Origin of the sequence: Hydrocarboniphaga sp., from assembly GCF_965279055.1 — a bacterium.
Lineage (GTDB): Bacteria > Pseudomonadota > Gammaproteobacteria > Nevskiales > Nevskiaceae > Hydrocarboniphaga.
Genome location: NZ_OZ257125.1, coordinates 4573770 through 4597350, shown reverse-complemented (window position 1 = coordinate 4597350; position 23581 = coordinate 4573770). Strand labels below are relative to the sequence as shown.

Here is a 23581-nt window from a genome sequence, read left to right as displayed (position 1 = left end):
CGGGCGTATCGAGGGACCGACGGCCTCGCGCAGTCCCTCGATACGGCGCGCGTTTCGCGCCTACTCGGGAGGAACGGCACCGAGATGCCGCAGCTTCGGGGAGCACCGCTAATGCTGGCTTTCGTAACCCGGCGCCCGGTCGCCGTGGTGATGTTCACACTGGCCGTGCTGCTGTTCGGCCTGGTGTCGCTGTCGCGGCTGCCGGTGACGCTGCTGCCGAATCTGTCGTATCCGACGCTGACGGTGCGCACCGAGCTGGAAGGCGCGGCGCCGACCGAGATCGAAACCCTGCTGAGCAAGCCGATCGAGGAAGTCGTCGGCGTGATCAAGAACGTGCGCCGCGTGACCTCGACCTCGCGCGCCGGCACCAGCGACGTGACCCTGGAATTCAACTGGGGCACGAAGATGGATTACGCGGTGCTCGACGTGCGCGAGAAGCTCGACACGCTGGAGCTGCCGAAAGAATCCAAGCGCCCGGTGGTGCTGCGCTTCGACCCCTCGAGCGACCCGATTCTGCGCATGGGCCTGGCGCTGAAGACCGACGAGCACGCGCGCAACACTTCCGAAGAAATCAGCCTGAAACGGCTGCGCCGCATCGCCGAGGATCTGATCCAGAAGCCGCTGGAAGCCGTCGGCGGCGTCGCCGCGGTGAAAATCAGCGGCGGTCTGGAGGACGAGGTGCAGGTGCTGGTCGACCTGCACAAGCTCGCCCAGCAGGGCTTGACGCTGGAGTCGATCGGCGCGCGGCTCAAGGCCGAGAACGTGAACCTGTCCGGCGGCCGGGTCGAGCAGGGCGCGAGTCGCTATCTGGTGCGCACCCTGAACCAGTTCAGCGATCTGGAGCAGATGCGCAACGTCATTCTGACGTCGCGGCCCACCGCGACCGGTGAGATGCAGCCGATCTATCTGCGCGATGTCGCCGAAGTGCGCAGCGGCTTCAAGGAGCGCGAGGCGGTGATCCGCATCGGCGGCGCCGAGGCGGTCGAGATCGACATCTACAAGGAAGGCGACGGCAACACCGTCGAGACCGCGCAGATCGTCAACAAGCGCATCGAGACGATGAAGAAATCGCTGCCGGCCGACGTCGAGCTGAAGCCGTTGTACGACCAGAGCATCTTCATCGAAAGTGCGATTCACGAAGTGCGCGACGCCGCGATCATCGGCGGCGTGCTCGCCGTGCTGATCGTCTATCTGTTTCTCGGCAGCGCCTGGATCACTGCGGTGATTTCGATCTCGATCCCGGTGTCGGTGATCGCGACGTTCAACGTGATGTATGGCGCCGGCCTGTCGCTGAACATCATGAGCCTGGGCGGCATTGCGCTGGCGATCGGCCTGGTCGTCGACGACGCCATCGTCGTGCTCGAAAACATCATGCGCAAACGCGAGCTCGGCCTGGAGCCGGCGCAGGCGGCGGTGGAAGGCGCATCCGAAGTCGGCGCCGCGGTGGTCGCATCCACGTTGACGACCGTCGCGGTGTTCTTCCCGATGGTGTTCGTCCAGGGCATCGCCGGCCAGCTGTTCTCGGACCAGGCGCTGGTCGTGACCGGCGCGCTGATCTTTTCGCTGATCGTGTCGTTCACGCTGATTCCGATGCTGGCCGCGCGCGGCAACAAGAAAACACCGCCGCCGCAGGCCGAGCCGATCCGTGATGCCAGCGGCCGCTTCGGCCGGCTGCGCCGCGGCGCCTCGGCGACGCGCTACGGCGTGTTCGAGCAGGCGCCGTTCGGCGTGCTGTGGGTTTTCGTGCGGATTTTCCGTGGCATCGGCTACCTGCTGGGTTTGATCTTCCGTCCGCTGTCGCGCGTGTTCCAGGCGATGTTCGATCGCTTCGAGGCCGGCTACGAACGCACGCTCGGATGGGCGCTGCGCAACCGTGCGCTGGTGCTCGGCACCGCGCTGGCGCTGTTCGCGGCCAGCCTGTGGCTGCTGACGCGCATCGGCGTCGAGCTGATTCCGCCGTTCAATCAGGGCGAGCTGCGCGCCGAAATCGAACTGCCGCCGGGCACGCCGCTGGCGCGTACCGACTCGGTGCTGCGCGACCTGTCGCGCGACCTGGACAACAGCGACACCGGCAAACAGTGGCTGGCGTCGAACTTCTCGATCGCGGGGCAGGGCAATCGTCTCGACGTGTCCGCCGACGAAGGCGGCGAAAATCACGGCGTGCTGAATCTGGGCATCAAGAGCGGGCACTACGATCGCGAAACCGACGTGATCGCGCAGCTGCAGAAGCCGCTGGAAGCAATTCCCGGCCTGACTTATCGTTATACGCGGCCGACGCTGTTTACCTTGAAAGCGCCGCTGGAAGTCGAAATCTCCGGCTACGATCTGGACAACCTGATCCGCGTCTCCGAAGCCATCCGCGCGAAGATGCGCGCGTCCGGCCGCTTCACCGAGATCGAAAGCACGCAAGCGCCGGGGCATCCGGAAATCCAGATCCTGTTCGACCAGGAGCGTGCCGCCAAGCTCGGCCTCGACACGGCGGACCTCGCCAACCGCGTGGTCAACTCGGTGCAGGGCGACGTCGCCACGCGCTATCGATTGAACGATCGCGAGATCGACGTGCTGGTGCGCGGTTCCGAAGGCGATCGCTCCAGTGTCGAAGACGTGCGCCGGCTGGTGATCAATCCGGACGCGGCACGGCCGGTGACCCTGCAGGCGGTCGCCGACGTGAAACTGCGCAGCGGGCCGAGTGAAATCCGCCGCATCAGCCAGTCGCGTGTGGTCGTGGTCTCCGCCCAGCTCGCCGAGGGCGGTGATCTGTCCGAGGCCGTGGTCGAGCTGAACCGCATCGTCGGCTCGGTGGCGATGCCGCAGAACATGAGCGCCTTCGTTGCCGGCCAGAGCGAGGAGATGGAAGTTTCGTTCAAGTCGCTGCAGTTCGCGCTGGCGCTGGCGGTGTTCCTGGTTTACCTGGTGATGGCCTCGCAGTTCGAATCGCTGGTGCATCCCTTCGTCATCCTGTTCACGATTCCGCTGGCCGCGATCGGCGCGATCGGCGCGCTGTACGTCACCGGCTCGATCATCAACGTGGTCGCGCTGATCGGCATGATCATCCTCGCCGGCATCGTCGTGAAAAACGGCATCGTGCTGATCGATCTGGTCAACCGCAAACGCGACGAGGGCCTGTCCAAGTACGACGCGATCCTCGCCGGCGGCCGTACCCGCCTGCGCCCCATCCTGATGACCACCGCGACCGCGGTGCTCGGCCTGCTGCCGATCGCGATCGGCATGGGCGCCGGCGGCGAAGTGCAAAGGCCGATGGCGATCACCGTGATCGGCGGTCTGACGGTGTCGACCTTCCTGACCCTGCTGGTGATTCCGGTGATGTACACGCTGCTGGACCGGCGGCCTGACGTTCTGAAATGAGGGCATGAGTACGAACATGTCTTCATTGCCGCCGATCCGGGCGACGCTGATCGCCGGCGTTTCGCTGATCTTGCTGGTGCTGCTCGGCACGCTGCTGCTCGATCGCCCGCTGGCGATGTTCCTGCACCAGCACGCCAGCTTCCTGGTCGAGCCCTCGCGCGTGTTCACCGACACGATGACGCGCATCGTGCAGCCGGCGCTGCCGAAATGGTCGCATCCGCTGGCGATCGCGATCATCGGCGCGCTGCTGATGTGGCGCGGCGGCTACGCAATGGCGAGGCCGTTCTGGCTGACCGCTCTGGTCCTGCTGGCGACGCGCCTCAGCGTCACCGCGCTCAAGGGCGTGTTCGAACGCGTGCGGCCTTTCGACTATGTCGCGCAGCCCGAGCTGCAGGATTTCTTCGTCGCCGGACACGACTCGTTTCCGTCGGGCCACGCCGCGGTCTACATGGGCCTGATGCTGCCGCCGGCGCTGCTGCTGCCTGCGCGCTGGCGCTGGCCGCTGCTGGCGTTCGCGGCAATCTGCGCGCTGGCGCGTGTCGCCGAAGGCGATCACTATCTGGGCGACGTCGGCGCCTCGGCGCTGATCGCACTGCTGTTCACGCTGTTGTTCGGCCGTCTGCTCGGCCTGCGCTTTGCCGGAGCCAGGGCATGAACATCACCGCGCTGTCGATGAAGCGCCCCGTGTCGGTCGCGATGTTCTTCGTCTGTGTGACCCTGATCGGCCTGATCGCCGGCCAGCGGCTGCCGCTGGAGTCGCTGCCGGACATCGAATTCCCGTTCATGGTCGTCAATATTCCGTATCGCAATTCGACGCCGGAGGAAGTCGAGCGGCGTATCACGCGGCCGACCGAAGAAGCGATCGCAACCTTGGTGGGACTGAAAAAAATCCAGTCCAAGTCCAAGGACAACGGCGTCGAGATGGAGCTGCAGTTCGACTGGGGCACGGACCTGGCGGTGAAAGGCGTCGAGGCGCGCGACAAGATCGACGCGATTCGTGAAAGCCTGCCGCCCGATCTGGATCGCATTCAGATCCTGAAGTTCTCCGGCAGCAGCCAGCCGATGCTGCAGCTGCGCATTTCGGCGGACCGCGACCTGTCCGGCGCGCACGACATGCTCGACCGCAATCTGAAGCGCAGGCTGGAGCGCATCAACGGCGTGTCCAAGGTCGAGCTGTATGGCGTGGAGGAAAAGCAGGTGCGCATTTCGCTGGCCGCGGATCGCATCGCCAGCCACGGCGTCGACATTTCCAAGCTCGGCGCGCAGCTGCAGAAAGCCAACTTCGCCATCAGCGCCGGCCAGCTCACCGACGCGCGCATGCGCTACACGGTGCGTCCGGAAGGCGAGTTCACGTCGCTGGAACAGATCGGCAACATCGTCATCGACGGCCAGGGCCTGAAGCTGCGCGATATCGCCGACATCGCCTACACCGATCCCGAGCTGACCTACGGCCGCCATCTGAACCGCAAGTTCGCGATCGGCATCAACGTGTTCAAGGAGACCGGATCGAACCTGGTCGAAGTCGGCGAGCGCGTCAAAGCCGAAATCGAGAATGTGAAAAAACTGCCGGAGATGTCCGGCATCAAGCTGTTCACAATGCAGGATTCGGCGCAGGACGTGAAGAGTTCGCTGGCCTCGCTGCTGGAAGCCGGCGGCATCGGCGCACTGCTGTCGGTCGTGGTGCTGTGGCTGTTCCTGCGCGACATCAAGATGACGCTGATCGTCACGCTGTCGGTGCCGCTGTCGCTGTGCATGACCCTGGCGGCGATGTACTTCCTCGGCTTCACCTTGAACATCCTGACGCTGATGGGCCTGATGCTCGCGGTGGGCATGCTGGTCGACAACGCGGTGGTCGTCACCGAAAGCATTTTCACCGAGCGCACCCGCACCGGCGATCCGGCGCAGGCGACGCTCGACGGCGTGCGCAAGGTCAGCCTCGCGGTGGTGGCCGGCACGCTGAGTACCGCCATCGTGTTCTTGCCGAACCTGTTCGGCGCCCAGAACGAACTGACCGTGTTCATGAGCCAGGTCGCGGCGACGATCACGCTGTCGCTGGCCGCATCGCTGCTGGTGGCGGTCACGCTGATTCCGCAGCTGACCACGCGCATGGTCAGTGCCGACGCGCACGGCGGTGCCAAGTTCCTGGTGCCGCTGTCCGCGTTCTACCTGCGCAGCTTGCGCTGGACCTTGCACCATCGCGGCTGGACCGCGCTGATCATTCTCGTCGTGCTCGCCTCGACCGCGATTCCGCTGATGTTCATCAAGGTGGATTTCTTCCCGCAGGAAGACGGCAAGCGGATCCAGATGGACTACAACCTCAACGGCATCTACCGGCTCGACAAGGTCGAGGAAGCGGTGACGACGATGGAAACCTACCTGTTCGCGCACCAGAAGGAGCTGGGCTTCGATTCGGTCTACAGCTATTTCGACGTCGGCCAGGCACAGACCACCTTGATCATGCCGGACAAGGAGCAGCGCACGCGCGGCAATACCGAAGTCATGGACGAAATCCGCAAGAACTGGCCGAAGCTGGCGATCGGCGAGCCCAGCTTCGACCAGAATCGCAGCGGCTCCGGCGAGAAACTCGGCGTGCGTGTCTACGGCGAATCGGCCGAGCATTTGCGTACCGTGGCGGACGATGTCGTCGGCGTATTGCGGCGCGTCAGCGGCCTGACCGATGTGCGCGTGATCGCCGAGGCCGAAGACCAGGAAGTGCGTATCCGCATCGACCGCGACCGCGCGCGGCAGAACGGCTTGTCCAGCCAGCAGGTCGCCGACGCGGTTGCAGCGGCGATGCGCGGCACGCAGCTGCGGCCGTATCGCACCGCCACCGGCGAAGTCGACACCCTGGTCGAATTCCGCAAGGAAGACCGCGCCGACTTCGATGCGATCCTGGCGATGCCGATCATTCGCACCGACGGTCAGCGCATCACGCTGGGCTCGGTCGCCCAGGTCGACGTCGGCGCGACGCCGGGCAATATCACCCGCGAAAACCGCATGGCCTCGCTGAAGGTGCAGTTCGGCACCGCCGAAGGCGTGACCAGCGAAGACGCCAAGAAGAAAGTCGAGGCGGTGCTCAACGACCTGCAGTTTCCTTCGGGCTACAGCTGGGGCTACAGCCAGGCGTTCGACGACGAGGCCGACAGCATGCAGAGCATGGTGGTCAACATGGTGTTGGCGATCGTGCTGATCTATCTGGTGATGGCGGCGCTGTTCGAATCCACGCTGGCGCCAAGTGCGATCATCACCGGCATCTTCTTTTCGTTCGTCGGCGTGTTCTGGTTCTTTCTGGCCACGCACACCACGTTCTCGTTCATGGCGATGATCGGCCTGCTGATCCTGATGGGCGTGGTCGTCAACAACGGCATCGTGCTGGTGGATCACGTCAACCAGTTGCGCGCGTCCGGCATGAGCCGCGAAGAGGCGGTGGTGCTCGGCTCCAAAGACCGCTTGCGCCCGATCCTGATGACGGTATCGACGGCGACCCTCGGCATGGTGCCGCTGGCGCTCGGCGACACCTCGATCGGTGGCGATGGCCCGGCCTATTACCCGATGGCCCGCGCGATCATCGGCGGCCTGGTGTTCTCGACGCTGGTCAGCCTCGGCGCGCTGCCGAGCATCTACTGCATGCTCGACGACCTGCGCATCTGGGGCAGCCGCGTGGTCACGCGGGCGCGCGGCGGCGCGCTGTCGCCGCGCGAAGTCCAAACTCAATCCACCGCGGAGCATTGATTCGTGCAAGAGCAAGTGAGAGACGAAGGCAGCCGAGATCAAGGCAGTGTGTTCTGGGGCTCGTTCTGGATGCTGATCCTGTCGCTGCTGCTGTTCTGGCTGCCGGTGTTCGGCAGCCTGATTGCCGGCATCGTCGGCGGCAAGATCGCCGGCAGCGTCGGCCGCGCGTTCTTCGCGTCGATCCTGCCCAGCCTGGTGTTGGGCATCGCGCTGCTGGTGCTGGCGCAGCTGCTGATCGGCATTCCCTGGCTGGCGGCGCTGATCGCGTTCGGCACCGTGCTGTTCGCGATCGGCGGCGCCGGCGCGCTGGTGGTGGGCGCGCTGATCGGCGGCCTGCTGGCCTGAGATGAACTTGCCGATGCTTCGGCACCTGTAGGAGCGGACCCTGTCCGCGACTGGTTTTGCGCGGCGCTGTCGTCGTCGCGGACAGGGTCCGCTCCTACAGGGCAATCCGTGCGCCGCAGTTCGTGACCGCCTGCCCGCTGTCGGTTAGATTCGCAAAGGCGCCCGCGTTCCGGCGCGAACCCAGGTGTGCCTTCCGATGCTGAAAAAGCTGCTGATCGCCGTGGTCGTGCTCGCGCTGCTCGGCATCGTCGCGTTTGCGCTCTGGCGCACCGCGCAACTGCCGCCGCGCACCGTGATCACCGCCAGCGCGCCGCTGATCGCGGTGGATCGCGCCGCCGCCGCCGACCGGCTCGCGCAGGGCATCCGCTTTGAGACGGTCGCCAAGTCCGGCCAACCCGACGACGAGCGCGTGGCTTTCACCGGCTTTCTGGAATTTCTGAGCACCCGCTTTCCGCTGGTACACGAGCGTCTGACGCTGGACCGCGTCAGCGAATACAGCCTGCTTTACACCTGGAAAGGCACCAAGCCCGAGCTGCCGCCGGTGCTGCTGGCGGCGCACATGGACGTGGTGCCGGCCGAGGCCAGTGGCTGGACGCATCCGCCGTTCGACGGCGTGATCGCCGACGGTTTCGTCTGGGGCCGCGGCGCGCTCGACGACAAGAACAGCCTGCTGGCGATCCTCGAAGCCGCCGAGGCGCTGCTGCAGCTGGGCTATGCGCCGGAGCGCACGCTGATGTTCGCGTTCGGCCAGGACGAGGAAATCAGCGGCGAACGCGGCGCCGTCGCGATCGCCGCGCTGCTCGCGCATCGCGAAATCAAGGCGGCTTACACGCTCGACGAGGGCGGCGCGGTCACGCATGGCCTGGTGCCCGGCATCGACCGGCCGGTGGCCTCGGTGATGGCCGGCGAGAAAGGCTACCTGACGGTGCGCATGAAGCTGGTCGCCGATGGCGGCCACTCGTCGACGCCGCCGCCGCACAGCGTCGTCGGCCGGCTGTCCGCGGCGGTGGCCAGACTCGAAGACCATCCGATGCCGCCGCGGCTGATTGCGCCGGTGGACGCGATGCTGGCGGGCTTGGCACCGGACATGGATCTGCCGACGCGCATTCTCGTCGCCAACCGCGACTGGCTGACGCCGATCGTGTTCCGCGCGTTAGCGGCTTCCCGCACCACCAACGCGCTGATCCGCACCACCACGGCGACGACGATGTTCAACGCCGGCGTCAAGGACAACGTGCTGCCGGCCAGCGGCGAGGTCATCGTCAACTTCCGTCTGCTGCCCGGCGATTCGATCGCCGCGGTGCTGCAGCACGTGCGCGACAGCATCGGCGACGATGCGATCTCGATCGAGCCGGTGGATGACTTCAACCACGAAGCGCCGCCGGCCTCGGACGCGAGCGCGCCGCAATTCAGGCAGATCGAGCGCGCCATCAACGAAGTGTTTCCGGAGGCGCTGGTGACCAGCGGCATCGTGCTCGGCGCCACCGACAACCGCCACTACGCGCACGTGCGCGAGCAGGGCTACAACTTCTCGCCGATGCCCTACGGCAAGGAAGACGAGAACCGCATCCACGGCATCGACGAGCGCATCGCGGTCGCCGACTACCTGAGGATGATCCAGTTCTACGCGCAGCTGATGCGCGAATCGACCGCGCCGCAGTGAGGTCGGCGCGGCTGGCGCTGAAGGTTTCGCCCAAGGCGTCGCGCAACGCCGTCACCGGCTGGCGCGGCGACAGCCTGAAGGTCTCGGTGACCGCCGCTCCCGAACGCGGCAAGGCGAACCAGGCGGTGATCGATCTGCTCGCCGAGGTACTCGCCGTGCCGCGCGGCGCGGTCCGCGTGCTGCGCGGCGAATCCTCGCAGGACAAGCTCGTCGAGATTTCGGGGCTGGACGAGGCGGGCCTGCGCGAGCGCCTGCCGCCCGCAACCGGGCTTTTGCCGGCCGCCCCGGACTGAGGAAAAACCCCCGGCGCGGATTGTTTCGGCTTTGGCTAGACTTCGACCACACCGCCGCGCCCACGCGGCGTTCTCATTTTGGAGCCCCCGAAACCATGACCAGCGCCACCGCCGCAGCTCCTGCGCGCTCCGACAAGATGCCCTCCGGCATCCCCTTCATCGTCGTCAACGAGTTCGCGGAGCGGTTCTGCTTCTACGGCGTCAACGCGATCCTGGTGCAGTACATGATCCAGTTCCTGCACTTCGGCGATGCCAAGGCGCAGGGCTGGCAGGCGATGTTCAAGAGCGCCGCCTACCTGTTCCCGCTGCTCGGCGCGATGGTCTCGGACATCTTCCTGGCCAAGTTCCGCACGATCATCTATTTCTCCATCGTCTACGTGATCGGCTGCACCACGCTGGCGCTGGGCAGCACGCCGACGATGCTGATCGTCGGCATGTTCCTGATGGCCTTCGGCACCGGCGGCATCAAGCCTTGCGTGTCGACCAATGTCGGCGACCAGTTCACCTCGGCCAACCAGCACCTGATCGAGCGCGCGTTTTCGTACTTTTACCTGTCGATCAACCTCGGCTCGTCGATCTCGATCTACTTCTGCCCGCAGCTGCTCAGCGATCCGGATTTCGGCCCCAAGGTCGCGTTCGGCATGCCGGCCCTGATGATGGCGCTGGCGACGCTGGTGTTCTGGCTCGGCCGCAAGCGCTTCGCGATCGTGCCGGCGGCGATGGCCAATCCGGGCCTGGCGCCGCTGGGTTTCATCGCCTATTTCCTGGTGTTGCTGGCGATTTCCGCGGGGATTTTCCTGGCGACGAACTTTTTGTTCGCGCTGCTGATGATGCTGGCGATGCTCGCCGCTTCCGCCGCGATCTGCCTGAAAACGCCGCTCGGCAAGGCACTGCCGACCGAGCTCCAGGCCTGGCTGGTGCGCTCGTTCACCGGCGAGCATCTGAGCATCGTCATGCGGCTATCGTTCCTGTTCATGTTCGTCGCGTTCTTCTGGGCGCTGTGGGACCAGAGCAACGGCAACAGCTGGACCGTGCAGGCGCAGTCCGGGCTGATGGACAAGCATCTGTTCGGCTTTCTCGGCGGCATGTTCCCGGCGCTGGCGAACTACGAAATGCTGCCGGCGCAGCTGCAGGTGGTGAACGGCCTGTACATCATCGTGATGATCCCGATCTTCACCTTCGGCATCTATCCGCTGCTCGGCAAGTTCTTCGCGGTGACGCCGCTGCGCAAGATCGGCATGGGCTTTTTCATCACCGCCTCGTCGTTCGTTGTCGTCGCCTGGATCGAGCAGCGCATCCAGAGCGGCCACGTCGTCAGCCTGTGGTGGCAGATCAGCGCCTACGGCGTGCTCACCGCCGCCGAGGTGCTGGTGTCGATCACCTGCCTCGAATACGCCTACAAGCAGGCGCCGCCGGTGATGAAGAGCACCATCATGAGCCTGTTCCTGGTGTCGACCAGCCTGGGCAACGCGCTGACCGCGACGGTCAACGCGCTGATGGTCGAGCCGCTGCAGGCGCTGTCGGTGGAGACCGGCGCGCAGACCTGGGCGACGATGGCCAAGGTCGACGACTTCGTCACCGGCCAGAAGATCGACTTCGGCGGCGACAACGGCGTCAAGGTCACCGAAATCGACGGCACCGTCGCGCCGCTGGCCGGCACCTTCCTGGTCGGCGAAATCGACACCGCCGGCAAGCGCATCAGGCTGCTCGACAAGGTCGAGCGCCGTGACGTCGTCAGCAGCGGCGACTTCGTCGTCGACAAGGCCGACGTCTCCACCTACGCGCTGGTCGGCCCGGTCTACTTCCTGTTCTTCGCCGGCTTGATGGGCGCGATATCGGTGCTGTTCATCTTCTTCGCGATCAGCTTCAAGGAACGCACCTTCGTTCGCGAGGACGTTTAAGGTTTTGTAGGAGCGGATCCCATCCGCGACTGTGCCCTTGAGGTTCCAGTCGCGGATAGGATCCGCTCCTACAGCTTCGGATAGAGGGTGCAAAAGGCTAAACTGGCGTCCCTGCCGTGGTGTTGCCCGTCGTGATCGAATCCGCTGTCGAAGTCCCCGTCCGTTTCGCGCCTGCCGGCGTCGCGCGCGCGTCGCGCCTGTCGCACGAGTCCAACAAGCTCGCGAAACGGCTGCGCCGCAACGTCGGCCAGGCGATACAGGACTACCGCATGATCGTCGAAGGCGATCGCGTGATGGTCTGCCTGTCCGGCGGCAAGGACAGCTACACGATGCTGGAAATGCTGCTGCAGCTGCAGGCCAAGGCGCCGGTCAAGTTCTCGATCACCGCGGTCAATCTCGACCAGAAGCAGCCGGATTTTCCCGAGCACGTGCTGCCGGACTACCTGCGCTCGCGCGGCGTCGATTTTCACATCATCGAGCAGGACACCTATTCGGTGGTCAAGCGCGTCGTGCCGGAAGGCAAGACCCTGTGCTCGCTGTGTTCACGGATGCGTCGCGGCGCGCTGTACACCTACGCGCAGGAGCAGGGTTTCACCAAGATCGCGCTCGGCCACCACCGCGACGACATCCTGGCGACGTTTTTCCTGAATCTGTTCTTCGGCGGCAGCCTCAAGGCAATGCCGCCGAAGCTGCTGTCCGACGACGGCCGCAACATCGTCATCCGGCCGCTGTCCTATTGCCGTGAAACCGACATCGCCGAATACGCCAGGCAGCGGGAATTCCCGATCATTCCCTGCAATCTGTGCGGCTCGCAGGAGCATCTGCAGCGCAAGCAGGTGCGGCGCATGATGGAGAGCTGGGAGGCCGAGCACCCGGGCCGCAGCGAGATCATCTTCAAGGCGCTGAGCAATGTCGCGCCGTCGCAGCTGGCCGATCGCGAGCTGTTCGATTTCGCCAGCCTCGGCCGTGACGCCGGCAGCGCGCCGGGCAACTGGCTGATGCCGGATGCCGAGCCGGAAGACGCTCATCGCTAAGCCGCGGATTTTCGGTGGCGCACTCGCGCTGCTGCTGAGCGGGCTGCTGGCGCTGCCGGCGTTCGCCGAGGACGCGGCGCCCGCACCATCGCCGACCGCACCGCCGACGATCGTCGCCGCTCCGGCGATGGTGCCGTCGGCGCCTTTCAGCTGGAAGGTCTACCGCACGAGCGCGGATTTCCCGGATCGCGCGCCGGTGGTGCATCGGCTGGTCGGCTCGGTGCATCTGCTGCCGGAGTCGGCCTACCCGCTGCCGTCGGGCCTGCAGGCGGCCTACGCCGAAACCAGCGGCCTGGTGCTGGAAACCGATCCCTCGGCGCTGGAAGAGCCGGAATTCCAGAAAAATTTCCTGGATGCCGCGCGCGCGCCCAACGGACTCAAGGCCAGCGTCGAGCCGGCGCTGTACGAGCTACTCCAGCAGCGCAGCGCCAAGATGCAGGTACCGGCCGCGAGCGCCGCCTGCGAGCCGTTCCGCGCCTGGTTCTGCGCGCTGTCGCTGGAGCTGTTCCGTTTGCAGAGCCAGGGTGTCAGCGGCGAACTCGGCCTGGACCGGCACTTCTACACGCGTGCGCTGCGCGACGGACGCAGCGTGCGCTGGCTCGAGGAGCCCGGCGCGCAGCTGGCGATCTTCTCGACGATGAACGACGCGCAGTCGGCGCAGTTCCTGGAAGCGACGCTGCAGGGCATGGGCGAGTCCGGCAGCGATCCGGCCGATCTGGTCCGGCAATGGCGCAGCAACGACCAGAGCACGATGGAGCGCACCGTCGCCGACATGAAGCGCGTCTATCCCGACCCTTACGAGCGGATACTCGGCGCGCGTAACCGCGCCTGGATCCCGCGGCTGGAAGCGCTGTTCGGCGAATCGCGTCCGCTGATGGTCGTGGTCGGCGCGGCGCACCTGCTCGGCCCGGATGGCCTGCCGGTGCAGCTGGCGGCGCGGGGCTGGACGGTCGAGCCTGTGACCGGCACCGAAGCTGCGCCGGTTCCGGCTCCCGCCAAGCCGCCGGCGGATCAGCCGGCGCCGCTGTTGGTGCCGGTGGGTGCAGGGCCGAACAAGCCCGGCGTTGCCGCCAAACCGGTGGCTGCGTCTTAGCTTGCTGTTGCGTCCCTCGATACGCGGGCAAGCCCGCTACTCGGGAGGAGCGGGGGATAGCTTAGAAACTCAAGGAAACTCCGTTCCTCCCGAGTAGCCCACATCGTGGGCGTATCGAGGGACGCATCGCCGCCCGCTACTTCTCGGCCGGCAGATTCGCGGTTTCTTCGTCGTCTGATTTCTTCGGCGAGGCCCAGGACGCGGCGATGATGCCGACTTCGTAGAGCAGGTAGCTCGGCACCGCCAGCAGCAGCTGCGACAGCACGTCCGGCGGCGTCAGCACCGCGGCGACGACGAAGCAGCCGACCAGCACGTACTGGCGATGCTGGCGCAGCTGCGCCGGCGTGACGAAGCCGGTGCGCACCAGCAGCACGATCGCCACCGGTGTTTCGAAGGTAATGCCGAACGCGAGGAAGATCGCGAGCACGAAGTCCAGGTACTTGTTGATGTCGGTCATCACCGACACGCCGACCGGCGCGATGCCGACCATGAAGTGGAACACCGTCGGCAGTACCAGGAAATACGCGAAGGCGATGCCGGCGTAGAACAGCAGCGTGCTCGACACCAGCAGCGGCATCACGAACTTCTGCTCGTTCTTGTACAGGCCGGGCGCGACGAAAGCCCAGACCTGGTACAGCGTCCACGGCATCGATAGCGCCGCGGCGAGGATGCCGGCGAGCTTCAGCGGCGCGAAGAACGGCGAGGCGACCTCGGTGGCGATCATCGTCGCGCCGGCCGGCAGCAGCGCCAACAAGGGTTGGGCGACGAAGGCGTAGATCTCCTTGCCGTAATAGGCCAGCGGTGCGAACACCACGGCGATGCCGGCGAGGATGCGCATCAGCCGCGAGCGCAGCTCCAGCAAATGGGCGATCAGCGGCAGTTCGCCTTCGCTGGAGGCGTCGGGTGTGGTGCTCAAGTCGGCTCTACGGATACTGCTGTTCGGAAGGCGGCAGCGGCGCGCGTGTCGCCGGCGTCGCGACGGTCACCGCCGGCGGTTCGGGTGCGGCATCGGGCTTCGCGGAGGGCTGCATATCGGGCTCGATATGATGCTGATCGGCGAGTGACCCGGCCGCGGCCGAAGCCGGCGCTTCCACCGCGGTGGCCGCTGCGGCGGCCATGGCTTCGCCCGGCGGCGCCAGCCGCTCTTTGACGTCGTCGTGCAGCGCGCGCGTGGACTTTTCCAGCTCGGCCTTGGATTCCAGCAGCGCCTGCTGCGCTTCCTGGAACTGCTTCTTGATGTCGGCCATCTGCGTTTCGCGCTCGAGCTCGGTGGTCAGGTTGCGCATGTAGGCGCGCGCCTTGCCACTCCACAGGCCCAGCGTGCGCGCCAGCTTGGGCAGGCGCTCGGGGCCGAGCACCACCAGCGCGACGACGAAGCACAGCGCGAGTTCGGAAAAGCTGATGTCGAACATGGGGCGAGTCCGAAAGGCTCAGGCCGGAATCAGACCTTGTCCTTTTCCTGCTGTTCGCTGGTCGCGCGCTGCGCGTTGCGCTGCTCGATCAGCTCGGCGCTGTGGCGCTCGCCCTCGGCCTCGCCTTCCTTCATCGAGGACTTGAAGTTCTTGATCGCGCCGCCGAGGTCGCCGCCGACGTTGCGCAGTTTCTTGGTGCCGAACACCAGCACGACGATGGCCAGCACGATCAGCCAGTGCCAGATACTGAATGAACCCATGATGCTTACTCCTGTGGTCGACCCTGAGCCGGTCGAGTGGGACAGTCTATTGCACGGACGCGGGCGCCGAAGTTACTCGTCAATGCCCGCCGCGTGAAGCTTTTTCGGCGAGGCCGGACTGGGCGCTGCGCCGCGCCAGCTCGGCCGCGATCTGCTGCGGCGCGATGTTGCGCTGCGCCATCAGCACCAGCGTGTGATACCAGAGATCCGCCAGTTCATAGACCAGCGCCTTGGGGTCTTCGTTCTTGGCCGCGATCACGGTTTCCACGGCTTCTTCGCCGAGCTTCTTCAGGATCGTGTCGGTGCCCTTGGCGTACAGCGAGGCCGCGTAGGACGTGGACGGATCGGCGCCCTTGCGCTGCTGCAGCAGCGCGTAGAGATCGTCGAGCACCGCGGACAGGTCGGGAGTCGTAGCCATGGCCGATGATGCCACGCCTAAATGACGGCGCTGCGGATCTCGCTCTGGCGCACGCGCACGCCGCGGCTCGCCAGATAGGTCTTGGCGTCCTGCACGCTGTAGGTGCCCGAGTGGAAGATGCTCGCCGCCAGCACCGCGTCGGCGCCGCCGCGGTCGAAGCCCTCGAACAGATGTTCAAGGTTGCCGACGCCGCCCGAGGCAATCACCGGCACCGTCACCACCGAACTGATCGCCTTGAGCACGTCGAGGTCGTAGCCTTCCTTGGTGCCGTCGCGGTCCATGCTGGTCAGCAGGATCTCGCCGGCGCCCTTGTCGACCATCTTCGACGCCCATTCGACGGCGTCCAGGCCGGTGGCCTTGCGGCCGCCGTGGGTGAACACTTCCCAGCGCGGCGCTTCCTTCTTTTTGCTGACGCGCTTGCAGTCGATCGCGACGACGATGCACTGCACGCCGTAGCGCTCCGCGGCCTCGGTGACGAAGTCCGGCTTGTGCACCGCGGCGGTGTTGATCGACACCTTGTCGGCGCCGGCCTTCAGCAGCGCGCGCACGTCGGCGCTGGTGCGCACGCCGCCGCCGACGGTCAGCGGGATATAGATTTCGCGGGCCACCGCCTCGACCGTCGCGAACAGCGTCGGGCGCTCTTCGGAGCTGGCGGTGATGTCGAGGAACACCAGCTCGTCGGCGCCCTGCAGGTCGTAGCGGCGCGCCACTTCGACCGGGTCGCCGGCGTCGCGGATCTCGGCGAACTTGACGCCCTTGACCACGCGGCCGCGGTCGATATCCAGGCAGGGGATGATGCGTTTGGCCAGCATGGGGAGCAGCTCGGTTTTAGGCGGTCGCGATCTTCACGGCGTCCGCGAGCGAGAAGCCGCCTTCGTAAAGAGCGCGGCCAATGACCGCGCCGGCGACACCTTCGCCTTCGAGATCCTTGAGCCTGCGGATATCGTCCAGCGTGGAGACGCCGCCGCTGGCGAACACCGGCGTGTTCACCGCCTGGGCCAGCGCGCGAGTGGATTCGACATTGAAGCCGGCCATCATGCCGTCGCGGCCGATGTCGGTGTAGATCAGCGCTTCGACGCCGTCGCGCTCGCAGTGCACCGCGGCTTCGATCGCGTCGAAATGGGTCAGCTTGGCCCAGCCGTTCAGCGCCAGGCGGCCGTCCTTGGCGTCGAGGCTGACGATGATGTGGCGCGGGTATTCCAGGCACAGGTCGCGCAAAAAGTGCGGCGTGTTGACTGCCTTGGTGCCGATGATCACGTAGGCGACGCCGGCGTTGAGATAACGCTGCACGGTCTCCTCGTCGCGGATGCCGCCGCCGATCTGCACCGGCACGTCGACCGCCGAGGCGATCGCCTCGACCACTTTCAGGTTCACCGGCAGGCCCTTGAGCGCGCCGTCGAGATCGACGACGTGGATGCGCTCGGCGCCCTGGTCGGCCCATTGCCTGGCCATTTCCACCGGGTCTTCGGAGAACACGGTGACGTCGTCCATGTTGCCCTGACGCAGGCGCACGCAATGGCCGTTTTTAAGATCGATAGCAGGGATCAACAACATGGGAGCTTTGAGCGCGCGGCCGATTCAGACAGACGTAGACGGCGCGAGCGCCGCGAGACAATGGCGTAAGAAGAGAGTTCCCGAGAAGCCTGACTCTGCCCGATCCCGCGACGCCTTGGCAAGTTGAGTTTGGATCACGTCGCAGCCCGGTGCAGATCGCCGCTCAGATCTCGCCGTTCCACTCGGCAAAATTCGCCAGCAGCTGCAGACCCGCTGCCTGGCTTTTTTCCGGGTGGAATTGGAAGGCGGCGATGTTGTCGCGCGCCACGGCGGAAGCAAACGTCTTCACGTAATCGGTGCTGCCGAGCACGTGCGCCGGATTCTCCGGCTCCGCGTGATAGCTGTGCACGAAATAGAACCAGCTGTCGTCCGGCACCTGGCGCCACAGCGGATGGGCCTTGCGCTGCCTGACCCGGTTCCAGCCCATGTGCGGCACTTTCAAGCGCTCGACCGCATCCGCCGGCGGATCGGGAAAGCGCACGACCTTGCCCGGAAACAGGCCCAGCGCGGCGACGCCGCCGTTTTCGTTGGAGTGGTCGAGCATCACCTGCATGCCCAGGCAGACGCCCAGCATCGGGACTTTCTTGGCGGCCTCGATCACCAGATCGTTCAGCTCGAGCCGGCGCAACTCGTTCATGCAGGCGAGCACGCCGCCGACACCGGGCAGCACCAGCCGCTCGCACTTGAGCAGCTTCTCCGGGTCGTAGGAGATCTCGATGCGCTGCGAACCGGCGACGCGCTCCAGCGACTTGCCGAGCGAGTGCAGATTGCCCATTCCGTAATCGATGACGCCGATGCTGGCCAAGGTGCGCTGCTCAGGAAAAGGTGGGGGAAACTTCGAGTAATCGTAGCGAGCGAAGGCAGGTCGGACGAGGACGGAGCGCAGCGACCGGAGCGTGCGGATAGCACGTGAGGATCGCGAGCACCGCCCTCATTCGAGATGTCGAGCGCAGTAGATTAATCGGAGTTTCCTAGAGACTGCCCTTGGTCGAAGGCATCGTGCCTTCGGCGCGTGGATCGGGTTCCACCGCCATCCGGAGCGCGCGGCCAAACGCCTTGAACACGGTCTCGGCGATGTGGTGGGCGTTGCGGCCGCGCAGGTTGTCGATATGCACGCTGATCTTGGCGTGGTTGACCAGGCCCTGGAAGAACTCGCGCAGCAGGTCGACGTCGAAATCGCCGATCATCGCGCGCGGATATTCGACGTTGTATTCCAGGCCCGGGCGGCCGGACAGGTCGACGACGACGCGCGATAGCGCCTCGTCCAGCGGCACATAGGAATGGCCGTAGCGGCGCACGCCGAGCTTGTTGCCCAGCGCCTTGTCCAGCGCCTGGCCGAGGGTGATGCCGACATCCTCGACGGTGTGGTGCGCGTCGATATGCAGATCACCGCTGGCCTTGACCGTCAGGTCGATCAGGCCGTGGCGCGCCACCTGGTCGAGCATGTGGTCGAGAAACGGAACGCCGGTGGCGAAATCCGACGCGCCCTGGCCGTCCAGATTGATCTGGACCTGTATCTGCGTCTCGCGGGTATCGCGGGCGATGCTGGCGGTACGTGCTGGCATGATCGGCTCGTGGCCGTCGAACAAAAAAAGGGCGCCAAGGATACTCCGCGGCGGCCGTGTAGCAAATTGTGTCTTAAGGTTCCTTAGCGGACGGCGATCAGCTGGTGAGCCAGAACGTCACCGGGCCGTCGTTGGTCAGGCTCACCTGCATGTCGGCACCGAACACGCCGCTGGCGACCTGCGGATGGCGCTCGCCGGCGAGGCGCACGAGATGCGCATAGAGCGTGCGCGCCTGCTGCGGCGGCGCGGCGGCCGAGAAGCTCGGCCTTGCGCCGCTGCGCGTGTCCGCCGCCAAGGTGAATTGCGACACCAGCAGCAGGCCGCCGCCGGTGTCGGCCAGCGAGCGGTTCATGCGCCCGGCCGCATCGGCGAACACGCGGTAGCCGAGCAGCCTGGCCAGCAACCGCGCCGCCGCGCCCTCGTCGTCGGCCTTTTCTATGCCGACCAGCACCAGCAGGCCGGCGCCGATCGCGGCGACGGTTTCGCCACCGACTTCGACCCGCGCCCGGGTCACCCTTTGCAGCAGGCCGATCATCAGCGATTCCTTTGTACGGTGATTCTCATTGCGTATTTTCGGGTGGCTACTTGTGACTTGGCCGGCGCCGCCTAGAATGCAAGCATGTCGACCCTTTTGCGCGGCCTTTTCGTCCTGCTGGGCCATCTGCCGCTGCCGCTGCTGCATGGCATCGCGACGATCGTCGGCCGCCTGGTCTGGTACTTCCCGAACAATCTCAAGCGCGTTACCCAGCTGCATCTGGACCTGTGTCTGGAAGAGCTGCCGACGACGGATCGCGAGCAAATTGCCAAGCTCAGCCTGGTGCACATGGCCAAGGCCGTGTGCGAGGCGCCGGCGATCTGGTTCGGCCCGCAGGCACGGCTGCAGAACTGGCTGAACGACGACGAGGCGCGCAACCGCCTTCGCGCGCTGGTCGGCGAAGGCCGGGGCGCCATCATCCTGTGCCCTCATATCGGCTCCTGGGAACTGGCGGGGCTGTTCTGCTCCACGGTCGGCCGCATCACCTCGCTGTACAAGCCGCAGGGCGAGGCGATCGACAAGGTCATGCTCGAGGGCCGCTCTCGGCTCGGCGCCAATCTGGTGCCGACCACCGGCGGCGGCGTCAAGGCCCTGCTGCATGCGCTGCGCAACGGCGAGATGGTCGGCATCCTGCCTGACCAGGATCCGCCCTGGGGTGCCGGCGTGTTCGCGCCGCTGTTCGGTCTGCCGGCGCACACCTCCGAACTGGTCACGCGGCTGGCCGCGCGCACCGGCGCGCCGGTGTGGTTCTGCTATGCCGAGCGGCTCGGCCGCGGCCGCGGCTTTCGCTTCCACATCACGCCGGCGCCGCAGCAGGTCGACAACCCGGCGCTCGGCGCGGCGATGCTCAACCAGGGCATCGAGGCGGTGCTGACGCATCTGCCCGAGCAGTACTGGTGGAGCTACAAGCGCTACCGCCGCCAGCCGGCCGGCTCGCTGAACCCCTACGCCCGCCTCAAGCGCTGATTCCGGCGCGGCGTCCCGGGCTGGTCCGTTCGCGAACATCTGACTGCGTAATCAGCCACAACGCACCAAGTCGGTGCGCCGCCGGCCGCATCTGAGGGTTTTCCCTTTCATTACCGGGGGAAGTCACTGGCATGCTCCATGCTTTGTTGCAATTCCGCAGACCGGGGAAGCAGCCTGCGACATGCGCTAGCAAATCAGAAATCGCTGCCAGTTCAAGGAGTTCAGACAATGAAGTTAATTGCAGCCATCATCAAGCCGTTCAAGCTCGATGAGGTTCGGGAGGCCCTGTCGGAGATCGGCGTAGCCGGTATCACCGTAACCGAAGTGAAAGGTTTCGGTCGTCAGAAGGGTCATACGGAGCTGTATCGCGGCGCCGAGTACGTGGTCGACTTTCTGCCGAAAGTGAAGATCGAAGTGGCGGTCGACGACGACAAGCTCGATGCGGCCATCGACGCGATCAGCAAGGCCGCGCACACCGGCAAGATCGGTGACGGCAAGGTGTTCGTGTTCACCCTCGAACAGGCGGTGCGCATCCGCACGGGCGAGACGGGCAAGGACGCGCTCTAAACAAAAGAGTCGGTTCGAATCCAGGTCGGATTCTGCAGTTTTTCCAAATCGAATAGGGGAGATGTCGATGATTCGTAAATTCGTACTGGCTCTGGCGCTGGCCGCATCCTGCGGCTCGGCCACGGTCTGGGCCCAGGGAGCGCCGCCGACCAGCGCCGCTCCGACGGAAACCGCCGTTCCGGAAGGCACGCCGGCGTCCACTGAGGCCGCTGCTCCGGCTGAAGCCGCTCCGGCCGAAGCCGCGCCCGCCGAGGCCGCTCCGGCCGAAGCCGTCGCCGCTCCGGCCGCGGATGCGCCCAAGGCGCCGGTGTTCAACGAAGGCAACGTCGCCTGGATGCTGGTTTCGACCGCGTTCGTGCTGCTGATGTCGCTGCCGGGCCTGGCGCTGTTCTACGGCGGCATGGTGCGCAGCAAGAACATGCTGTCCACTCTGACGCAGACTTTCGCGATCTTCTGCGTGATCGGCGTGCTCTGGGTTGCCTATGGCTACAGCGTCGCGTTCTCCGACGGCACTACCGCCTACTTCGGCGGCCTGTCCAAGGCCTTCCTGAAGGGTGTGGTCTACGACGCCAACGGCTTCTTCACCGCTACCGGCACCTTCAGCAAGGGCGTCGTCATTCCGGAACTGCTGTTCGCGGTGTTCCAGATGACCTTCGCCTGCATCACCGTGGCCCTGATCGCCGGCGCCTACGCCGAGCGCATGAAGTTCAAGGCCGTGATGATCTTCTCGATCGTCTGGTTCACGCTGTCCTACCTGCCGATGGCCCACATGGTCTGGTGGTGGGCGGGCCCGGATGCGTACACGAGCGCCGACAAGGTCGACGCCCTCAACGCCTCCGCCGGTTATCTGTGGCAGCTCGGCGCGCTGGACTTCGCCGGTGGCACCGTGGTGCACATCAACGCCGGTGTGGCCGGCCTGGTCTGCGCGATCGTCCTCGGCAAGCGCCAGGGCTTCGGCAAGGTCGCGATGGCCCCGCATAGCCTGGTGATGAGCATGATCGGCGCCTCGCTGCTGTGGTTCGGCTGGTTCGGCTTCAACGCCGGCTCCAACCTCGAAGCCAACGGCTACGCGGTTCTGGCCTTCGCCAACACCATGTTCGCCACCGCTGCTGCCGGTGCCGCCTGGTTCTTCGCCGAGTGGATCTTCAAGGGCAAGCCCTCGCTGCTGGGCATCATCTCCGGCGCGGTCGCCGGCCTCGTCGCCATCACCCCGGCCTGCGGCTTCGTCGGCATCACCGGCGGCCTGATCATCGGCGCGGTGGCGGGTGTGGTCTGCTTCTTCTCGGTTGCTTACCTGAAGAAGCTGATCGGCTACGACGACGCGCTCGATGCGTTCGGCGTGCATGCGGTCGGCGGCATCATCGGCGCGATCCTGACGGGTGTGTATGTCGACCCGGCCAAGGGCGGCGTCGGCGTGTACAACAACTGGGTCGAGATGGTCGCCGGCTACTCCTCCAGCCAGATCATGATCCAGGTCAAGGCCGTGATCGTGGCGATCGTGCTCAGCGCGGTGGTTTCCGCGGTGACCATGCTGCTCCTCAAGTTCACCATCGGTGTCCGCGTGTCGGAAGAAGCCGAGAGCGAAGGTCTGGACGTCGCCGAACACGGCGAGAAGGCCTACAACTAAGTTTTCAGCAAAGCATCCGGTGGCCCCGCGCGAGCGGGGCCACCACAGTCTCCTAGGGGTGTTGTCTTGGGGCGGGTCGAAAGACCCGCCCTTTTTCTTTTGGGCGCCCGGTTACAACGCTAGCCGGTCGCCAGCGGAATCACCGCCAGCGTGCAGCGCGAGATGCACACCGGCTTGCCCTGCTCGTCGCGGATGTCGATGCTCCAGACCTGGGTACGGCGGCCGACATGTACCGGCGTCGCCACACCGGTCACCGTGCCGGAGCGCACGCCGCGCAGGTGGTTGGCGTTGATCTCCAGGCCGACGACCATCTCGCCGGAGGCGACATTCATCTGCGCGGCGACCGAGGCCAGGGTCTCCGCCAGGGCGACCGACGCACCACCATGCAGCAGGCCGAAAGGCTGGTGCGTGCGGCTGTCGACCGGCATCGTGCCGGCGACCCGCTCCTTGCGCATCTCGGTCAGTTCGATGCCCAGGGCACCGAGCAGGGTCTTGTCGGGAGTCAGCGGGTAGGCAGCCATGAGTGGGTCTCGGCAGTGGGAATGGCCCGAGAGCTTATGCGATTGCGCATTTCCGACGCCCTACCTAATTGGTAGCCGCCATCAGCCCACGCCGTTCGTCCCGAGTAGCGGGCTTGCCCGCGTATCGAGGGACCCGACCGCGATCCGGTCCCTCGATACGCCTCGCCAGCGAGGCTGCTCGGGACGAACGGAAAGCGGCGGTGTCGGCGGCAGAGCCGAAGCTACGGCGCCGTACGCTGCCGCAACTGCCGCCGCGCCGCCAGCGCCGTGAACAGCGGCCGCAGCAGCGCATAAAACAGCGCGATCCACAGCGGCGCGCACAATGCCCAGATGCCGATGCCGCCGAGCAGGATGCCGCCGAAGTCGAGCAGGCTCTGCCAGGGCGCGGCGTCGACGCGGGCTTTGATTTCGGCCAGCGACAGCGACAGATGCGGCGCGCCGATCCATTCCCCGGCTTTCCACAGCGGCAGCAGCAACAACAACTGCAGGCCCGACATCGCGTAGTTCACCAGCTGCATCAGCGGATGATTCAGTCCGAGCAGCGCGCCGGCGCCGAGGCACAGCAAGGTCGTGGTGCCGAGCATCGGGAACAGCGACAGCGCCGAGGCCACCGCGATGGTCAGCGCCAGCTGGTGCGGCGTGATGCCGCGGCGCAGCTGCTCGGCGACGATGCCGCGCGCGCGCGCCCACAGCCCCGGCTTGGACTGAGTGGTTTGGGGCAGGCTCACT

At 65.9% G+C, this 23581-nt stretch carries 23 protein-coding genes; 12 read left to right on the top strand and 11 right to left on the bottom strand.

Translation table 11 applies throughout. The features are described 5' to 3' along the window. Positions 1-111: 111 nt before the first annotated feature. From ACQZF9_RS20610 to ACQZF9_RS20570, 9 genes are all read left to right on the top strand, one after another. Positions 112-3366: an efflux RND transporter permease subunit gene (locus tag ACQZF9_RS20610; RefSeq protein WP_428310838.1), complete on the top strand. Its 3255-nt coding sequence runs from the start codon at positions 112-114 to the stop codon at positions 3364-3366. A gap of 16 nt (positions 3367-3382) precedes the next feature. Continuing rightward, positions 3383-4021, top strand: a complete 639-nt coding sequence (locus tag ACQZF9_RS20605; RefSeq protein ID WP_428310837.1) for a phosphatase PAP2 family protein — start codon at positions 3383-3385, stop codon at positions 4019-4021. Next, positions 4018-7098 (top strand): efflux RND transporter permease subunit, encoded by a 3081-nt coding sequence (locus tag ACQZF9_RS20600; RefSeq protein ID WP_428310836.1) that lies wholly within the window; start codon positions 4018-4020, stop codon positions 7096-7098. Before ACQZF9_RS20605 ends, ACQZF9_RS20600 begins: the two co-directional genes overlap by 4 nt. A 3-nt stretch (positions 7099-7101) precedes the next feature. After that, positions 7102-7443, top strand: a complete 342-nt coding sequence (locus ACQZF9_RS20595) for a hypothetical protein (protein ID WP_428310835.1) — start codon at positions 7102-7104, stop codon at positions 7441-7443. A gap of 196 nt (positions 7444-7639) precedes the next feature. Then, positions 7640-9106, top strand: coding sequence for a M20/M25/M40 family metallo-hydrolase (locus ACQZF9_RS20590; protein WP_428310834.1), 1467 nt, complete (start codon positions 7640-7642; stop codon positions 9104-9106). Then, positions 9103-9399: a DUF167 domain-containing protein gene (locus tag ACQZF9_RS20585; protein ID WP_428310833.1), complete on the top strand. Its 297-nt coding sequence runs from the start codon at positions 9103-9105 to the stop codon at positions 9397-9399. The genes ACQZF9_RS20590 and ACQZF9_RS20585 overlap by 4 nt, the downstream gene beginning before the upstream one ends. A 95-nt stretch (positions 9400-9494) precedes the next feature. Beyond that, positions 9495-11300, top strand: a complete 1806-nt coding sequence (locus ACQZF9_RS20580; protein WP_428310832.1) for an oligopeptide:H+ symporter — start codon at positions 9495-9497, stop codon at positions 11298-11300. 197 nt (positions 11301-11497) lie between these two features. After that, entirely contained in the window at positions 11498-12334 is an 837-nt protein-coding gene (gene ttcA / locus ACQZF9_RS20575; protein WP_428313468.1) for a tRNA 2-thiocytidine(32) synthetase TtcA, read from the top strand. Further along, a complete protein-coding gene (locus ACQZF9_RS20570; protein ID WP_428310831.1) occupies positions 12306-13427 on the top strand; it encodes a TraB/GumN family protein in 1122 nt (373 codons plus the stop codon). The genes ttcA and ACQZF9_RS20570 overlap by 29 nt, the downstream gene beginning before the upstream one ends. 136 nt (positions 13428-13563) lie before the next feature. Here ACQZF9_RS20570 and tatC read toward each other — a convergent pair whose 3' ends face one another. From tatC to dtd, 9 genes are all read right to left on the bottom strand, one after another. After that, a complete protein-coding gene (gene tatC / locus ACQZF9_RS20565) occupies positions 13564-14265 on the bottom strand; it encodes a twin-arginine translocase subunit TatC (RefSeq protein ID WP_428313467.1) in 702 nt (233 codons plus the stop codon). An 85-nt stretch (positions 14266-14350) separates the two neighbouring features. Next, positions 14351-14839, bottom strand: coding sequence for a Sec-independent protein translocase protein TatB (gene tatB / locus ACQZF9_RS20560; RefSeq protein ID WP_428310830.1), 489 nt, complete (start codon positions 14837-14839; stop codon positions 14351-14353). Positions 14840-14868: 29 nt separating this feature from the next. Continuing rightward, positions 14869-15099, bottom strand: a complete 231-nt coding sequence (tatA, locus tag ACQZF9_RS20555) for a Sec-independent protein translocase subunit TatA (RefSeq protein ID WP_428310829.1) — start codon at positions 15097-15099, stop codon at positions 14869-14871. A gap of 79 nt (positions 15100-15178) precedes the next feature. Further along, positions 15179-15517 carry a phosphoribosyl-ATP diphosphatase gene (locus ACQZF9_RS20550; protein ID WP_428310828.1) on the bottom strand — a complete coding sequence of 113 codons (339 nt, stop codon included), beginning with the start codon at positions 15515-15517 and terminating at the stop codon, positions 15179-15181. A 17-nt stretch (positions 15518-15534) separates the two neighbouring features. Continuing rightward, positions 15535-16329 (bottom strand): imidazole glycerol phosphate synthase subunit HisF, encoded by a 795-nt coding sequence (gene hisF, locus ACQZF9_RS20545; RefSeq protein WP_428310827.1) that lies wholly within the window; start codon positions 16327-16329, stop codon positions 15535-15537. A 16-nt stretch (positions 16330-16345) separates the two neighbouring features. Continuing rightward, positions 16346-17071 (bottom strand): 1-(5-phosphoribosyl)-5-[(5-phosphoribosylamino)methylideneamino]imidazole-4-carboxamide isomerase, encoded by a 726-nt coding sequence (gene hisA / locus ACQZF9_RS20540; RefSeq protein ID WP_428310826.1) that lies wholly within the window; start codon positions 17069-17071, stop codon positions 16346-16348. Between the two features lie 163 nt (positions 17072-17234). Next, positions 17235-17876, bottom strand: a complete 642-nt coding sequence (hisH, locus tag ACQZF9_RS20535) for an imidazole glycerol phosphate synthase subunit HisH (protein WP_428310825.1) — start codon at positions 17874-17876, stop codon at positions 17235-17237. A 166-nt stretch (positions 17877-18042) separates the two neighbouring features. Continuing rightward, positions 18043-18639, bottom strand: coding sequence for an imidazoleglycerol-phosphate dehydratase HisB (gene hisB / locus ACQZF9_RS20530; RefSeq protein WP_428313466.1), 597 nt, complete (start codon positions 18637-18639; stop codon positions 18043-18045). Positions 18640-18733: 94 nt separating this feature from the next. Next, a complete protein-coding gene (gene dtd / locus ACQZF9_RS20525; protein WP_428310824.1) occupies positions 18734-19171 on the bottom strand; it encodes a D-aminoacyl-tRNA deacylase in 438 nt (145 codons plus the stop codon). Between the two features lie 84 nt (positions 19172-19255). On the opposite strand from dtd, the gene ACQZF9_RS20520 reads away from it, so the two are divergent. From ACQZF9_RS20520 to ACQZF9_RS20510, 3 genes are all read left to right on the top strand, one after another. Further along, positions 19256-20137 carry a lysophospholipid acyltransferase family protein gene (locus tag ACQZF9_RS20520; protein WP_428310823.1) on the top strand — a complete coding sequence of 294 codons (882 nt, stop codon included), beginning with the start codon at positions 19256-19258 and terminating at the stop codon, positions 20135-20137. Positions 20138-20365: 228 nt separating this feature from the next. Beyond that, positions 20366-20704: a P-II family nitrogen regulator gene (gene glnK, locus ACQZF9_RS20515; RefSeq protein WP_299697982.1), complete on the top strand. Its 339-nt coding sequence runs from the start codon at positions 20366-20368 to the stop codon at positions 20702-20704. A gap of 61 nt (positions 20705-20765) precedes the next feature. Then, positions 20766-22331, top strand: coding sequence for an ammonium transporter (locus tag ACQZF9_RS20510; protein ID WP_428310822.1), 1566 nt, complete (start codon positions 20766-20768; stop codon positions 22329-22331). A 119-nt stretch (positions 22332-22450) separates the two neighbouring features. Here the strand turns inward: ACQZF9_RS20510 and ACQZF9_RS20505 are convergent, their stop codons facing one another. Beyond that, positions 22451-22852, bottom strand: a complete 402-nt coding sequence (locus ACQZF9_RS20505) for a hotdog fold thioesterase (protein WP_428310821.1) — start codon at positions 22850-22852, stop codon at positions 22451-22453. Positions 22853-23073: 221 nt separating this feature from the next. Then, positions 23074-23580 (bottom strand): DUF2062 domain-containing protein, encoded by a 507-nt coding sequence (locus ACQZF9_RS20500; protein WP_428310820.1) that lies wholly within the window; start codon positions 23578-23580, stop codon positions 23074-23076. Position 23581 lies beyond the last annotated feature (1 nt).

Bases quoted from the DNA above. Each gene is read 5' to 3' on its own strand.
- ACQZF9_RS20610 (WP_428310838.1), top strand. From the start codon at position 112: ATGCTGGCTTTCGTAACCCGGCGCCCGGTCGCCGTGGTGATGTTCACA.
- ACQZF9_RS20605 (WP_428310837.1), top strand. From the start codon at position 3,383: ATGTCTTCATTGCCGCCGATCCGGGCGACGCTGATCGCCGGCGTTTCG.
- ACQZF9_RS20600 (WP_428310836.1), top strand. From the start codon at position 4,018: ATGAACATCACCGCGCTGTCGATGAAGCGCCCCGTGTCGGTCGCGATG.
- ACQZF9_RS20590 (WP_428310834.1), top strand. From the start codon at position 7,640: ATGCTGAAAAAGCTGCTGATCGCCGTGGTCGTGCTCGCGCTGCTCGGC.
- ACQZF9_RS20580 (WP_428310832.1), top strand. From the start codon at position 9,495: ATGACCAGCGCCACCGCCGCAGCTCCTGCGCGCTCCGACAAGATGCCC.
- ACQZF9_RS20570 (WP_428310831.1), top strand. From the start codon at position 12,306: ATGCCGAGCCGGAAGACGCTCATCGCTAAGCCGCGGATTTTCGGTGGC.
- tatC (WP_428313467.1), bottom strand. From the start codon at position 14,265: ATGCGCATCCTCGCCGGCATCGCCGTGGTGTTCGCACCGCTGGCCTAT.
- tatB (WP_428310830.1), bottom strand. From the start codon at position 14,839: ATGTTCGACATCAGCTTTTCCGAACTCGCGCTGTGCTTCGTCGTCGCG.
- tatA (WP_428310829.1), bottom strand. From the start codon at position 15,099: ATGGGTTCATTCAGTATCTGGCACTGGCTGATCGTGCTGGCCATCGTC.
- ACQZF9_RS20550 (WP_428310828.1), bottom strand. From the start codon at position 15,517: ATGGCTACGACTCCCGACCTGTCCGCGGTGCTCGACGATCTCTACGCG.
- hisF (WP_428310827.1), bottom strand. From the start codon at position 16,329: ATGCTGGCCAAACGCATCATCCCCTGCCTGGATATCGACCGCGGCCGC.
- hisA (WP_428310826.1), bottom strand. From the start codon at position 17,071: ATGTTGTTGATCCCTGCTATCGATCTTAAAAACGGCCATTGCGTGCGC.
- dtd (WP_428310824.1), bottom strand. From the start codon at position 19,171: ATGATCGGCCTGCTGCAAAGGGTGACCCGGGCGCGGGTCGAAGTCGGT.
- ACQZF9_RS20520 (WP_428310823.1), top strand. From the start codon at position 19,256: ATGTCGACCCTTTTGCGCGGCCTTTTCGTCCTGCTGGGCCATCTGCCG.
- glnK (WP_299697982.1), top strand. From the start codon at position 20,366: ATGAAGTTAATTGCAGCCATCATCAAGCCGTTCAAGCTCGATGAGGTT.
- ACQZF9_RS20510 (WP_428310822.1), top strand. From the start codon at position 20,766: ATGTCGATGATTCGTAAATTCGTACTGGCTCTGGCGCTGGCCGCATCC.
- ACQZF9_RS20505 (WP_428310821.1), bottom strand. From the start codon at position 22,852: ATGGCTGCCTACCCGCTGACTCCCGACAAGACCCTGCTCGGTGCCCTG.